Origin of the sequence: Lacipirellula limnantheis, from assembly GCF_007746075.1 — a bacterium.
GTDB classification, from domain to species: Bacteria; Planctomycetota; Planctomycetia; order Pirellulales; family Lacipirellulaceae; genus Lacipirellula; species Lacipirellula limnantheis.
Genome location: NZ_CP036339.1, coordinates 6,481,640 through 6,494,550 on the forward strand (window position 1 = coordinate 6,481,640; position 12,911 = coordinate 6,494,550).

The window sequence follows — 12,911 nt, forward strand, 5'->3', positions numbered from 1 at the left end:
CGTGCAAGGCGAACTCAGGCCCGGCGACGACGCCACGCGGCGTAGCCCGCGAGCGAGCCAAGCGCCAACAGCGCTCCAGCCGGTTCCGGCACAGCATGCGCTGCCGCAGAGGCGGCCGTCAATCCGGCGTTTCGCTGCCACACTAGCATGTCGGTCCCGTTGCTCAGGCCGTCGTCGTTGGCATCCCCGGCGTCCGTCGCGCCGAACGCGCCTTTCCACACGCCCAAATCGACGTTATTCACGGTGAGGTCGCCGTTGAAGTCTCCCGGCAGCGAGCCTCCCGCAGACGAGACGCTGAAGTTGAGCCCGAATGAAATCTCGCTGCTCGCCGTTTGAAACAGAAACGTGTAGACGCCGCTCGGCAGGGGCGGCGCGAACCCCGTCGAGCCAGCGCCGAGGCCGATGTCATCGAGAACATCTTCGCCCGTATGCGCGCCGTGGTGCGGGTTGCTCGGAAAATTCGCCCACCCGAGCAACTGCGCTGGGTCGATCTCCTCACCCGAGCCGGCGGTCCAGGCCGGGCCCGCTTGCAACCCGGCATAGACCTGATTGATGTCTTCGTGAAACGTGACGACGATCGCATCCAGCGTGTGATTGGCCGGCACGATGACGCGCAGGAAATCGAAGTCGACGCTGCTCGTTCGCCCGATCAGCGAGTTATCGCCGAGCGTTAGAGCAAACGGCGTCGGCTGCGATCCGACGCTCGAAAAATCGGCGCCCGCGATCATAAACTCATTGAGATCGGTCGCCCTGGCCAGCGGCGACCACAGCACCGTTGAGAACGCCAACAGATAGACGCTAAGAATTCGAAGGTGCATTGCAAGGGGCCTCGCCGAAAGCCAGCAACATTGCCGGGTCAGGAGAACTCTATGCAGCGACGCCGCGAGCGGCAGGCACGTTGCGGAAAACCGAGCCCCCTGCACGGACGACGTTGCGCATTGGCCAACGCATCCAAGCAACTCGAGGGCGACCGTCCGTGCCGCTCAAGATCTATCGACTCGAACTCAGCCGGTGATCGAGCTGATTCGCACCTTGGTGCAAACCGAGCGATGGCCCGTCTTCTTCCGGAAGTTCTTCCGGCGGCGCATCTTCTGCACCACGAGCTTCGGGCCCTTCTCCGGACCGATGACTTCGGCGACCACGCTGGCGCCGCTCACGAGCGGCGAACCCAGCTTCAACGAGCCGGAACCGTCGCTCACAGCCAGGACGCGATCGAACGTCAGCTTCGCGCCCGCGGCCAAATCACGGTAATCGACCAGCAGTTCCTGTCCCTGCTCTACCTTCAACTGCTTACCGCTGTCTGCAATGATCGCGTACATGTGACTCGTCCGAAAAAAGCGTGAATCCAAGGGCGGGCCCGAAAATGGCCCAATCGAGCCCTGTAAATTACCTGAATTGCCGGCGGTCGTCGAGGGGCAATTCGGGGAGCTGGAAGCTCCAGCAATCCGTCCGCCGGGGCTCGGAATCACAAAAACCTGTGAAAAACGCTGCCTGCGCCATATCACGGCTTCCTCAGCCCAAACGCCGCCGGCTCCGCCCGGCGGATTTCGTCGACTCGCCGGGAAATCATCGGCATCGCGGGGAGCTCGCTGTAGAACTTTGCGCTGGGGTCGACGCCGTGGGCTTCGTGGCGATCGATCATCGCCCGGACGGCGGACACTTGGGCGAGTGCCGGGAGTACTACCAACCAGATTGTGGCGATCGCGGCAAGGCAAACCGCCAGACGAACGCCGGGGGCGGGACGCCCCGGCTCGCTGATCGGCGCGCTTCCGCTCACCGCGTTACTGATTGAGAGAGGCTGCTGCATCGGGGAAGACCTTGGTGAACATCAGCCACGCCATCGCCAGCGTGAGCGCTAGATTGAGCGTCTGTCCGCAGACGTAAAGCACTAGCGGCTTGCCGCCGGCAAGATACTGCTTCAACTCGCGGAAGTTCGTCTCTAGGCCAATGCTGACGAACGCCAAACAGAAGCACCAGCCGCGGAGCGTCTTCGACGTAACCGTCGCCGCAGCCACAAGCGCCTCGCCAGAATCGCCGCTCTTGGCCAGCAGCGAGAAAACGATCGACGCCGCAATGAATCCGAGCACAAACTTCGGAAACCTCCGCCAGATCTCCATGAGGCTCGGCCGAGCGCCATCGGAAGAATTCTCGACGCACGTGACCCAATACACCGCCACGCCGAACGCCACTGCGCCGATGAGAATGTTCTGAATCATCTTCACTGTCGTGGCAACGAGCAGCCCCGTCTCGCCAAGCGCATCGCCCGCCGCCGCCACGGCGCCGGTCGAGTCGATCGTCCCGCCGATCCAGGCGCCGCCGAGCACCGGCCCGAGTTCGAGCCATTCGATCACCGGCGGCATCACCACCATCATGATCACGGTGAACGCCAGCGAGATGCCGATCGCCAGCGACAATTCTTCTTTCTTCGCCTTGCACGCCGCGGCAGTCGCGATCGCGGCCGAGACGCCGCAGACCGACATGTCGGCGCTGATCACCATGTTGAGCGACTTCGACTCGATCTTCAGGACATACTGCCCGAAGAGGTAGGTGAGAATCAGCGTCGTCGGCGTCGCTACCCACGCGATAAACACGCCGGGCGGACCGAGCTTCAGCAGCAGGTGAAACAGCACCTCGGCGCCGAACATCACCAGGCCGGTCTTGATGTAGAACTCCGCCCGCACCGCCGGCCGCAGCCACCGCGGCGTGCCGACGGTGTTGCTGATGACGAGGCCGACCACGAGCGCCCAGAGGGCATACTCCAGGTTGTAGTGCTTCACCACCTTTTGACCGGAGAGGAGGTAGGCGAAGATCGTCACCCCGAAGAGCGCGGTAAACGCGAGCGGAAACCCGCGCATCCGTTCGCGCATCCCGGCGAGCCCGACGCTAAAGAGGACCAGCAGCGACGCGAAGACGCCGACGAGGCCCGGCAGCACGCTCGCACCGTTCTTATCGCGCAGGGCATCGAACGGATTCGACACCCACCCGCCAAGATCGGCCAACATCCCCGCGAGCGGATTGACGGCCTTCTCAGCGCCCGTTGAGGCGACCATGGTCGCCCCCAGCGCCACGGCGAGCACCGTCCAGCCGAGCCAAATCGACCAGACATCCTCACTCCGCCACGGGGAGACAGTTTTTTCTATGCTCGTTACGCCTTCTCCACGTTGCCCGCCCAAAACAATGTTTCCTCCATCCCGTCGCAGTACCTCAAACACACTTCGAGTGCACGCGGAGCCTCATGCTGAACGAGGTACTTATTTTGCACGACTATTTCGGCATCGCCCGAGGGCGCTAAAAATGGAAAACTCACCAGTTCAACGCCACGAAAGCGGATGGCTGTCTGCTCAGCTGAATCGCGATGTTGGAAGACAACATCAATAGAGCAAGCCGGCTGTCGATCCGTACCCGCTCTTTCGTAACTGAACCTGACGACTTCGTACTCAGGGTTTTCTTGATGACACAAAACCAACGGCTCGATGGCTTGCATCATCTCATCGTGAGTTGGAAGCTTCGATGAACGTTTCCTATTAGCCATCGAATCTTACATCCCTTCGATACGCACCTCACGCCCGCTCGCGTCTTCGCAATCGAACTTCAGGAACTCCGGCGACAGGTCTTCGCGGCTAATCACCAGCACCTGCACCGAGTGCTCGTCTTCCATTCGCGTCAGTTCGCGACGCTTCCGGTTGTTGATGTAGCTCGCCACTTCTTCTTCGACCGTCACGGCGATCCGCGCGACGCTCGCGTGTTGGGCGCACATGATCAACTTGCGGATCACTTCGATCGCCATGCTCTCGGCGCTCTTCACGAGGCCCGAGCCGGTGCATGCCGGGCATTCCTTGTAGACGCTCCGCTTCAGACTCGGCCGAATCCGCTGCCGCGTCATTTCGATGAGGCCGAACGGGCTGATCCGCAGAATCTTCGTGCGGGCCCGATCGCGCCGCACGGCGTCGCGCAGCGTCCGCTCGACAATCCGGCGATGGCGATCCTTACGCATGTCGATGAAGTCGTTCACGACGACGCCGCCCAGGTCGCGCAGTCGCAGCTGCCGGGCGATCTCGCGGGCCGCGATCTGATTGAGGGCGAACGCCGACTCCTCGGCCCCGCCGTCGGTGCGGAAGCTGCCGCTGTTGACGTCGATCGCCACCAAGGCTTCGGTCTGGTCGATCACCAGCGAACCCCCGCCTCGCAGCGGGACCTTCCGCTGATTGATCCGGGCGATCTCGTCGTCGAGCTTGTACTTGTGGAACAGCGGTTCCTTCCCTTCGTACAACTTGAGCCGATTCACATATCGCGGCATGACGAACTGCAAGAACTCTTTAGCTCGCTCGTACGCCTCCGGCTGATCGATAAAGATTCCGTCGACCTCGCTCGTAAAGATGTCGCGGATCGTCCGGATGATCATGTCGCTTTCTTGGTAAATATCGCACGGCGCCGGAGCTTTTTTGATCCGGCGGACGATCACCTTCCAGAGGCGCACCAGGTACGCCAAGTCTCGCGACAGTTCTTTCTTCGTCCGGTCGGTGCCGGCGGTGCGCACGATGAAGCCAAGCCCCTTCGGCGGGTTCAGCTCGCGCAAGATGTCTCGCAGTCGGCGGCGGGCGTCGTCGTCCTCGATCTTGCGCGACACGCCGATGCGCCCCAGCGCCGGCATCAGCACCAGGTAGCGCCCCGGGATGCTGATGTAGGTCGACAGCGTGGGGCCCTTCGTCCCCATGCCTTCCTTGATCACCTGGACCAGGATCTCATCGCCGCGACGGAAGATCTCTTGGATCGGAGGCTTGATCCGGGGGCGCACGCCGGGACGCATCCGCTTCTGAGCGGTCCGTCCCCCGCCCGGCGAACTGCGGCGGGTAGCGCGACCATTGTCGCCCACCTCCTCCAGGTCCGAATCTTCCTCATCGTCGTCGCCAAACTCGTCGTCATGCGAGTCGTGTTCGTCGCGCCGTGGCGGACCGTTCGGCATGATCTCCATGTCGGGATCGTAGCCCCCTTGGCGGAAGTACTGCGGCTCGACGTCGCTGATGTGGAGAAATCCGTTGCGACCTACGCCAAAGTCGACGAATGCCGCCTGGATGCTCGGCTCCAGGTTGACGATCTTTCCTTTGTAAATGTTGCCGACGTAGTTGTCCTGGCTGCTCCGCTCGATGTACAGCTCTTCCAAAATCCCGTCTTCGCAAATCGCAATCCGGCACTCTTCCGGCTGCGCGACGTTAATCAGCATCTCCTGCTTCATGGATACTCTTTCTGAGGTTGAATCGCGCCGCGCGACGCCCGACCGGGTTCGCGCAGCGCCATGGCTGAAGGGCCTCGCGGCGTTGATGAGAAGCGCGCAGCGCGTCGCCTGGGCCAACGACGCGCCGCGTCAAGCGCCGGCTCCGTCGATTGTGGCCTACTGGTGCGATGGTGCTCAGCAAGGTCGCTCTCATTTCGCCTGAGGCGTAAAAATCAGAAATAAATCGGTAATTCGTGATCCGTAGCCATTCGGCCCGGCATGGTTGCTTTCTCGTAACTGAAATCAGGGAACGCAAATCTGCACTAATGGGAACTTATTGGCGACGATCGGCGTTCTACTCACACGCTCTGCAACTCGTCTCTCTTGGCGCTATATTCGTGACTTCGCGTGTTGGCTATTTCTTCAAACCGGAAACTCAGGAAACACCTTCGACAATTCCTCTTTCAAGAATGTCTTCACGTCGCGCGCCGTCTCCAACCCGCGCACCTGATCCGCCACTCGCTCGCACTGTTCGATGGAGACGCTACGGCAGACTCGCTTGACTTCCGGGATGGCCGACGGGGTGACGCTCAACGTCCGCAATCCGATCCCGAGGAGCAGCATCGTGTAGAGCGGATTGCCGCACATCTGCCCGCACATGCTGATCGGCCGATCAAATCGCTTTGCCGTCTGCACGGCCATGTCGATCAACCGGATCACCGCCGGATCGGCCGCCGTGTAAAGACTCGCCACGTCCTTGTTGCTCCGGTCGACCGCGAGGCAGTACTGAATCAGATCGTTCGTGCCGATGCTAAAGAAGTCGGCCTCCTCGGCGAATCGATCCATCATGATCACCGCCGACGGCACCTCGACCATCATCCCCACCGGCATGTTGCGATCGAATGGAATTCCCGCCTCTTCGAGATCTTCCATCGCGTCGGCCAGCACCATTTTGGCCTGCCGTAGTTCCAGCATCGTGCTGATCAACGGAAACATGAGCTTGATCTGGCCGTGGGCGCTCGCGCGCAATATCGCGCGCAACTGCACGCGGAACATGTCGCGATTCTTCAGCGCGAGCCGAATGCTCCTCAGACCCAAAAACGGATTGCGCTCGTCCTCGGGATCGGGAAGGGTGCGCATCTTGTCGGCGCCCAGATCGAGCGTACGCATCACCACCGGCTTGCCGTGCATTTCCCGGGCGACTTCGCTGTAGGCGGCAAAGTGCGCCTCTTCCGGCGGATCGTCGTCTCGGCCGAGATACAGGAACTCGGTGCGATAGAGTCCGATGCCGTCGGCCCCGCGCTCGTCGCACTGTTGCACCTCGGCGGGGAACTCGATGTTGCCGAGCATCGTGATGCGGACGCCGTCGGTGGTCTCCGCGGGCAGATCGCGCAGCGTCTCCAGCTTCACCGCCAGCGAGCGCTGCTCTTCGACCTCGTGCCGATAACGGGCAAGCGTCTCCTCATCAGGATGAAGAAAAATGAGCCCCTGATCGCCGTCGATGATCACCGTCTCGCCGCCGGAGACGTCGGTCAAAAAGTTGCCGACGCCGACCACGGCCGGAATGCCAAGCCCTTCGGCGACGATCGCCGTGTGACTTCCCGGACCGCCGACTTCGGTGACGAGGCCCATCACGAACTGCGGATTCAGGTTCGCGGTTTCGCTCGGCGTGAGATTGTGGGCCAGCACGAGCACGGGCGACGTGACGTGAGCCAATTCCTGGCGGGCTGTGCCGAGCAAATGACGCAGGAGCCGCTTCTGGATATCGAAGATGTCATTGGCCCGCTCGGCCATGTACTCGCCGTCGAGCGACTGGAACACCTTGGCGTACTTTCCCAGCGCCCGACTAACCGAGTATTCGGGCGAATAGTGCCGAGTGCGGATCATCTCCTCCAGCTCTTGCCGCAGCCGCCGATCGTTCAGCATCTGCAGATGGGCCGAGAAGATGGCGGCCACTTCGTCGCCCAATTCCTTGGCGACGCGGCCGCGATTGCGATCGACCTCGGCGGTGGCCGCTTCGATGGCTCGATTAAGGCGCGCAAGCTCTTCGCCGACGGCGTCGCGTCCGACGAACCGCCGCGGAATGCGGAATCCCTCGTTATCTAAAATCAGGGCTTCGCCAATCGCCACGCCGGGCGAGACCGCGATCCCTTGCAGGCGTTCCATAGCGCCCTCGTTACTGGGCGCGCCGGCCGTCCGCTGCCGCAACAAGCATCCTGCCGCTGGGGCCCGCAATAGGCCCCGCCGCGCTAAATCTGCGAGCGGCGCGGTCTGGCGCGCCGGTCCGCGTTCTCTCGGGGAGGCAACGAGGACGCTCTCTCGATCTTCAGTGTATGCTTGTCGCGCCGGCAGCCATCGGCCTGCGCGCTTCATCAATTCGGTCCGCCAGCATCCCCAACGGATGGCGACGGTGTTCGGTGGTTCATTTTCATCACCCCGAGGTTCGCCGAGCACCCAGCCTGCTCGGCGAACCTCGACATGACGAACCCTCAGGCCGGGCGATCCTCCGCCGGCCTCCACCTCAACCGCCCCCTGCGTCCGCCGGAGGCTGACCTTCTGTCTGGTCCAATACGAAGCCGTTCTCGATGAACCGCGCCAAGGCGTCGAGCGCCTGCTCAGCCTCTTCGCCGCGCGCTTCCAGCCGCAACTGAGCGCCCGGCTCGGCTCCCAGCGTGAGCATATGCATGATGCTCTTGCCGTCGGCCCGAACGCTCTCGCGAACGACCTCAATCTCACAAGGAAACTTCATCGCCAGTCGCACAAACTGCTCTGCCGGCCGAATATGGAGGCCTAACGGGTCCTTGTCGCTGATGACGACGACGCGTTGTGCCGCGGGCGATGACATGAATCAAATAGCGGTTAGCTTTCAGCAATCAGCTTTCAGCCAAACCTTTCTCCACAATCCTCAGCCCGCTCGCTAGACGACGGCGGACCTGTTCACTTTCTGGCTGACAGCTGACAGCTGATCGCTGACAGCTCCTAAGAACCGAACTGATTGTTGTCGGCCTCCTCCAACAGCTGCCACACGTCGGCCGGCTCCTTACTCTGCTTGAGGAACCGGCAAAACGTGTCGTCGCGCAGCTGGCGCGAGATGTTCTCCAAGGCTCGCAAGTGATCGCCGGGACGATCGGGCGGAGAAATCAACAAAAACAGCAAGTGGACTTTCTCGCCGTCGAGGCTGTCGAAGTCGACTCCCTCGTCGCTCACGGCCACGGCGCCGATCAACTCGTGGACGCTCGGGTGCTTGGTGTGGGGAACCGCCACCCCGCGGCCAATGCCCGTGCTGCCTAGCTCTTCGCGCTTCAAAATCGCTTCCACAATGCCATCGTACTGGTCTTGGGCGATCTTGCCCGCTTCCAACAATGACGACGCCATGGCGCGGATCACATCTTCTTTCGTGTCCGCTTCCACGTTCGTGCGGATCGCGTTGCGATTGACGAAATCAACAAACTTCATACTCCGGGTATCCTTCGCTCAATTGGTCGTTCTATCGAATGCAGACGCGCTCGGCGGCTAGCTTTCGTGTTTTGGGGTGAGTAGGTGAGTAAGTGCATCAGTGAGTAGGTAATTAAGGCATTTACTTATTCGCTTAAACGCCTGGCAACCGACTCACTTCCTCCTACTCCTCGGCGTCTTCCGCGCCATCGCCGCCAACCACCGGGGCCTCTTGCCGCCGGGCGTCGGGATTTCGATGACGATCGACGACCCGCTCCTTGTAGCGCCGCAACTGCTCCTCGACCTTGCCGATCGCCGCCTCGAGGGCGCCCAACAGGTTCTCGCCCTGCTCGTGAGCCACGAAGTCGTGCTTATGCTCGGCGGAAACTTGCAAATCGACCTTGGGTTTGGCCTCGTCCTTCAAGTCCACGACGATCTCGATCGACATCAGACGGTCGAAAATCCTGACGAGCTTCTCGGCCTTGGCCCGCAGCTTCTCTTGCGTCGCCTCGGACAAATGCCCATGTCGCGTCGATACACTGATCTGCACGGTTCGCAGTCCTCTGGTCTGGTAGTGGCGCGGGCCATTCGGCCCAGGCCGCCTCGGCAACGATGGCTACCGGCCGTCTAGTTCGCTGCCGGGGGTCGCCCCCCGGCATTCGCCCGGTTAGGTCCCGCGGCGCGGCCAGCACCCCATTCTAGCGGCTCTTTCCCAAGCCCACAAACGCACCTAAACCCGCAGAATCACGCAAGTTGGGCGAACCAGACCACTCGTTATCTCCTCTGGATAGGCGAATCGACGCCAGCTAGAACGCCGGCATCTTCCCCACTTACCCGTCCTCCTTCCCCCTGTAGCTCATGTCTCTCTCCATCGCCATCACCCAGATCAACGCCGCTCGCGACTACACCCTTGGCCTCCTGGCCGACCTCCCGGCCGACGCCTGGTTCTTCATGCCGAACCCGCCGGTCACCCATATCGCCTGGCAGGTCGGGCATCTGTCGATCGCCCAATACCGCATCGGCGTCGCGTTCCAACGTGATCCAAAGCCCGAGGACGCGTCATGGCTCCCCGCCAACTATCGCGAGCTTTTTGGTCGCGATAGCATCCCGCAGGCCGACCCGACGCTCTACCCAACGCCCGACGAGTTGCTCGCCAACCTCCACGCCATCCATCAGCAGGTGATGGCCGAAGTCGCGGCGTTCACCGATGCCGACCTGACTCGGCCAATTATCCAACCCCACCGATTCTTGAAAACGTACGGCGAGTCGCTCTTCTGGTGCTCGCGACACGAATCGGTTCACGCCGGCCAAATCGCGCTGCTCCGCCGGCTGCATGGCCTGAGCCCGCAGTGGTGACAAGCAGCCGCGGGTCAACGACCCGACGGAGCGGAGACAAAAAATGTATGATTTAAGATTTTTGATATATGATTTGCCTAGCGGAAGCGACGCCCCCTTCCCCACACCTGCAATCATCAATCCTAAATCATCAATCCCCCGCTCTGTCATGCCTCCTTTCGACGACGCCATCAACGCCTTGCGCGAAGCCCTCCGCTTCTCGCCCACCAACATTCCGCTCCACAAGCATCTCGCCGAGTCGCTCCTCAAGCTCGGCCGCTTTGACGAAGCGGAAGTCGCTTACCGCGAAGCCCTCAACGTCGTCCCCCACCAGGTCGATCTCAAGCTCGGCCTCGCCAACGCGTACTATCAGCAAACGAAGAACTCCGCCGCGCTGGTGATCGTCGAAGACCTCATCAAGCAAAACGATCCCCCCGCCGGCGCCTACATCCTGCACGCGAAGCTCCTCCTCCGCGCCGGCGAGCCGCAACGCGCCGCCCACCAATACCGCGAAGCCATCGACATCGACGCCGACGCCGCCGATCCGGAACTCGCCCGCGAACTCGGACTTGATCGCGACTCGTCGAACTCCTTCGACACCGCCGATGAGGAAGGCCGCTATCGCGAGCCGGCCGGCGAACTTCCCCCCGGCACGCCCGAGTTCGATATCGAGCGCCCGAAGATCAACTTCGACCAGGTCGGCGGCATGGACGCGGTGAAGGAAGAGATCCGCATGAAGATCATCTTGCCGCTCGAGCAGCCCGAGCTGTTCGCTGCCTACGGCAAGACAGTCGGCGGCGGCATCCTGATGTACGGCCCCCCCGGCTGCGGCAAAACGTTCCTCGCTCGCGCCACTGCCGGCCAAGTGAAAGCCGGCTTTCTCGCGATCGGCATTAGCGACGTCCTCGACATGTGGATCGGCAACAGCGAGAAGAATCTCCACGAGCTCTTCCAACAGGCCCGCCGCAACCGCCCCTGCGTCCTCTTCTTCGACGAAGTCGACGCCCTCGGCGCCAGCCGCGCCGACATGCGTCATAGCGGCGGCCGCCACCTGATCAACCAGTTCCTCTCCGAACTCGACGGCGTCGAATCATCGAACGAAGGCCTGCTGATCCTCGCCGCCACGAACGCCCCCTGGCATCTCGACAACGCCTTCCGCCGCCCGGGCCGCTTCGACCGCATCCTCTTCGTCCCGCCGCCGGATCGCGAAGCCCGCGCCTCGATCCTGCAACTGATGCTCGCCGGCAAACCGGCCGATGGCGTCGACTTCGACGCGGTCGCGAAAAAGACCGACCACTTCTCCGGCGCCGACATGAAGGCGGTCGTCGACGTCGCCGTGGAAGCGAAGCTCCGCGACGCGATGAAGAGCGGCAAGCTCGAACCGCTGCGGACGAAAGACCTGCTCGCCGCGGCGGGGACGGTGAAGCCGTCGACGCGAGAATGGTTTGCGACGGCGCGGAACTATGCGCTCTATTCGAACCAGGGAGGCGTTTACGACGACATTTTGAAGCATTTGAAGATGTAATCTTATTCCCCTCCCTCGAAGGGAGGGGCTAGGGGAGGGATTCTCGACGCCGCAACTCCCCGATCGCTGCAACGACCGTCCGCGACCTCGATTCGAGCATCACCGCATCTCATGGGCGACCACTTCCAACGCGGGCAGGCACTATTCGCCTTGTCGCGATTTGACGAAGCTGTCAAATGCTATCGCAATGAATTAGCGGAACACCCAGACTCCGCAATAGTTCATGCATTGATGTCGGCAGCGCTAGTGAACCTCCGTCGCATCCACGAGGCAGATCAGTCAATCCGACGTGCTATCGAACTTGACCCCAATTGCGCATATGCCCATTACGTTAAGAGTTATGTGCGACAACGCCAGGGATTAACAGTGGCTGCTGAAAGAGCGATTGAGGCGGCTATCCGTCTCGATAGTTCTCCACGTTTTCTTAGCCGCTGGGCAGAGTTTAGCTTCCAGCGACGCCACTACAAAGAGTGCTTAAAGCGCACTGATGAATCACTCGCGCTAGATCCATGCGACCCTGACGCGCTTCTACTGCGCGCCAAAGCGTTGGCAGCAATAGGGCGCCTGCCCGAAGCGAAGGAGGCAGCTCACCAAGTCCTGAAAAGCAACCCGATGTCACCTGCAGCGCACCATCAGGTAGGGTCGCTTAACCTACGCGGCGGCTCGACTTCCCAAGCGCTAGGCCCGCTCCTAGAGGCTCGGCGACTCAACCCGATGTCGTACAACGACCGCGACGCGATCGCCGGAACCTACGGCCGACTCCTGTGGCCGTTTAGAGTTATCGATAGTCATCTATTGCGATTTGGTTCATGGCCTCCCATGCGGCGATGGCTATTCCTTTCGACTATTTCAACTGTCCTGCTGATCATCGCTTACCTGCGACTGCCACCTGCTCGATTGGCAATGCCGGCCTTTCTGTTGGCATTCAATATCTTGGCGCTTCCCTTGAGCAACGACTTGCTATCAATCGCATTCGGCAAGTTTGTGTTCCGCAAAGATCTCGATCTCGCTTGGTATCGGGTTATTCCCGAGCTGATTCGCGTTGTATTCCCCATCATGATTCATGCATTGATCTCGGCTGTCGCAATCGTCGCTGCCGGCAACCCATATGTCGCGACGTTTACGCTGGCGCTAATCCCAAACTTCGAACTGTTTGTCCAACTAGTACGTGACCGAGACGAGTTGATCACGGTTTTGCTATGGATGCTGATGACGGTCGGAGTGTTCACCCCGATCATTGTGGCGATGACATTTCTGGAAGACGGCTTCCAGATTCAATATGCAATTCTGTGCTGGAGCATTTCTCTTCTCTCATCGTTCCTGATCTCTCTACACCGCCGTTAGACCAAACTTGCTTTACAATTCGACTTCCATCTGGATATTCGCAGCACTCGACGACGACGC

At 61.2% G+C, this 12,911-nt stretch carries 13 protein-coding genes; 3 read left to right on the forward strand and 10 right to left on the reverse strand.

Features of this window, described 5'->3' with window-relative positions; all coding sequences use genetic code 11:
* Positions 1 to 14: 14 nt before the first annotated feature.
* The 10 genes from I41_RS25390 to hpf all read right to left on the reverse strand — a co-directional run bounded on the left by I41_RS25390 (position 15) and on the right by hpf (position 9,197).
* Positions 15 to 818 carry a VPLPA-CTERM sorting domain-containing protein gene (locus tag I41_RS25390; RefSeq protein WP_145435819.1) on the reverse strand — a complete coding sequence of 268 codons (804 nt, stop codon included), beginning with the start codon at positions 816 to 818 and terminating at the stop codon, positions 15 to 17.
* Between the two features lie 186 nt (positions 819 to 1,004).
* Positions 1,005 to 1,319: a 50S ribosomal protein L21 gene (gene rplU, locus I41_RS25395; protein WP_145435820.1), complete on the reverse strand. Its 315-nt coding sequence runs from the start codon at positions 1,317 to 1,319 to the stop codon at positions 1,005 to 1,007.
* Between the two features lie 182 nt (positions 1,320 to 1,501).
* Positions 1,502 to 1,807, reverse strand: a complete 306-nt coding sequence (locus I41_RS25400) for a hypothetical protein (RefSeq protein ID WP_145435821.1) — start codon at positions 1,805 to 1,807, stop codon at positions 1,502 to 1,504.
* Complete coding sequence (locus tag I41_RS25405) at positions 1,782 to 3,050, reverse strand: YeiH family protein (protein ID WP_145435822.1); 1,269 nt, start codon at positions 3,048 to 3,050, stop codon at positions 1,782 to 1,784. The genes I41_RS25400 and I41_RS25405 overlap by 26 nt, the downstream gene beginning before the upstream one ends.
* Before the next feature lie 95 nt (positions 3,051 to 3,145).
* Positions 3,146 to 3,487: a hypothetical protein gene (locus tag I41_RS25410; RefSeq protein ID WP_168207161.1), complete on the reverse strand. Its 342-nt coding sequence runs from the start codon at positions 3,485 to 3,487 to the stop codon at positions 3,146 to 3,148.
* Positions 3,488 to 3,538: 51 nt separating this feature from the next.
* The gene (locus tag I41_RS25415; protein WP_145435824.1) at positions 3,539 to 5,233 is read right to left on the reverse strand and encodes an Rne/Rng family ribonuclease; all 1,695 of its coding nucleotides are present in this window, start codon (positions 5,231 to 5,233) and stop codon (positions 3,539 to 3,541) included.
* A 402-nt stretch (positions 5,234 to 5,635) separates the two neighbouring features.
* A complete protein-coding gene (gene ptsP, locus I41_RS25420; protein WP_145435825.1) occupies positions 5,636 to 7,378 on the reverse strand; it encodes a phosphoenolpyruvate--protein phosphotransferase in 1,743 nt (580 codons plus the stop codon).
* 355 nt (positions 7,379 to 7,733) lie between these two features.
* Positions 7,734 to 8,057: an HPr family phosphocarrier protein gene (locus tag I41_RS25425; RefSeq protein ID WP_145435826.1), complete on the reverse strand. Its 324-nt coding sequence runs from the start codon at positions 8,055 to 8,057 to the stop codon at positions 7,734 to 7,736.
* Between the two features lie 134 nt (positions 8,058 to 8,191).
* A complete protein-coding gene (locus I41_RS25430) occupies positions 8,192 to 8,668 on the reverse strand; it encodes a PTS sugar transporter subunit IIA (protein WP_145435827.1) in 477 nt (158 codons plus the stop codon).
* 163 nt (positions 8,669 to 8,831) lie between these two features.
* Positions 8,832 to 9,197: a ribosome hibernation-promoting factor, HPF/YfiA family gene (gene hpf, locus I41_RS25435; RefSeq protein WP_168207162.1), complete on the reverse strand. Its 366-nt coding sequence runs from the start codon at positions 9,195 to 9,197 to the stop codon at positions 8,832 to 8,834.
* A gap of 308 nt (positions 9,198 to 9,505) precedes the next feature.
* Between hpf and I41_RS25440 the strand changes: the two genes are divergently transcribed.
* From I41_RS25440 to I41_RS25450, 3 genes are all read left to right on the forward strand, one after another.
* Positions 9,506 to 10,003 carry a DinB family protein gene (locus I41_RS25440; RefSeq protein WP_145435829.1) on the forward strand — a complete coding sequence of 166 codons (498 nt, stop codon included), beginning with the start codon at positions 9,506 to 9,508 and terminating at the stop codon, positions 10,001 to 10,003.
* A 148-nt stretch (positions 10,004 to 10,151) separates the two neighbouring features.
* On the forward strand, positions 10,152 to 11,507 hold the full coding sequence (locus I41_RS25445; RefSeq protein WP_145435830.1) for an AAA family ATPase: 1,356 nt from the start codon (positions 10,152 to 10,154) through the stop codon (positions 11,505 to 11,507).
* A gap of 111 nt (positions 11,508 to 11,618) precedes the next feature.
* Positions 11,619 to 12,851, forward strand: coding sequence for a tetratricopeptide repeat protein (locus tag I41_RS25450; protein ID WP_145435831.1), 1,233 nt, complete (start codon positions 11,619 to 11,621; stop codon positions 12,849 to 12,851).
* Positions 12,852 to 12,911 lie beyond the last annotated feature (60 nt).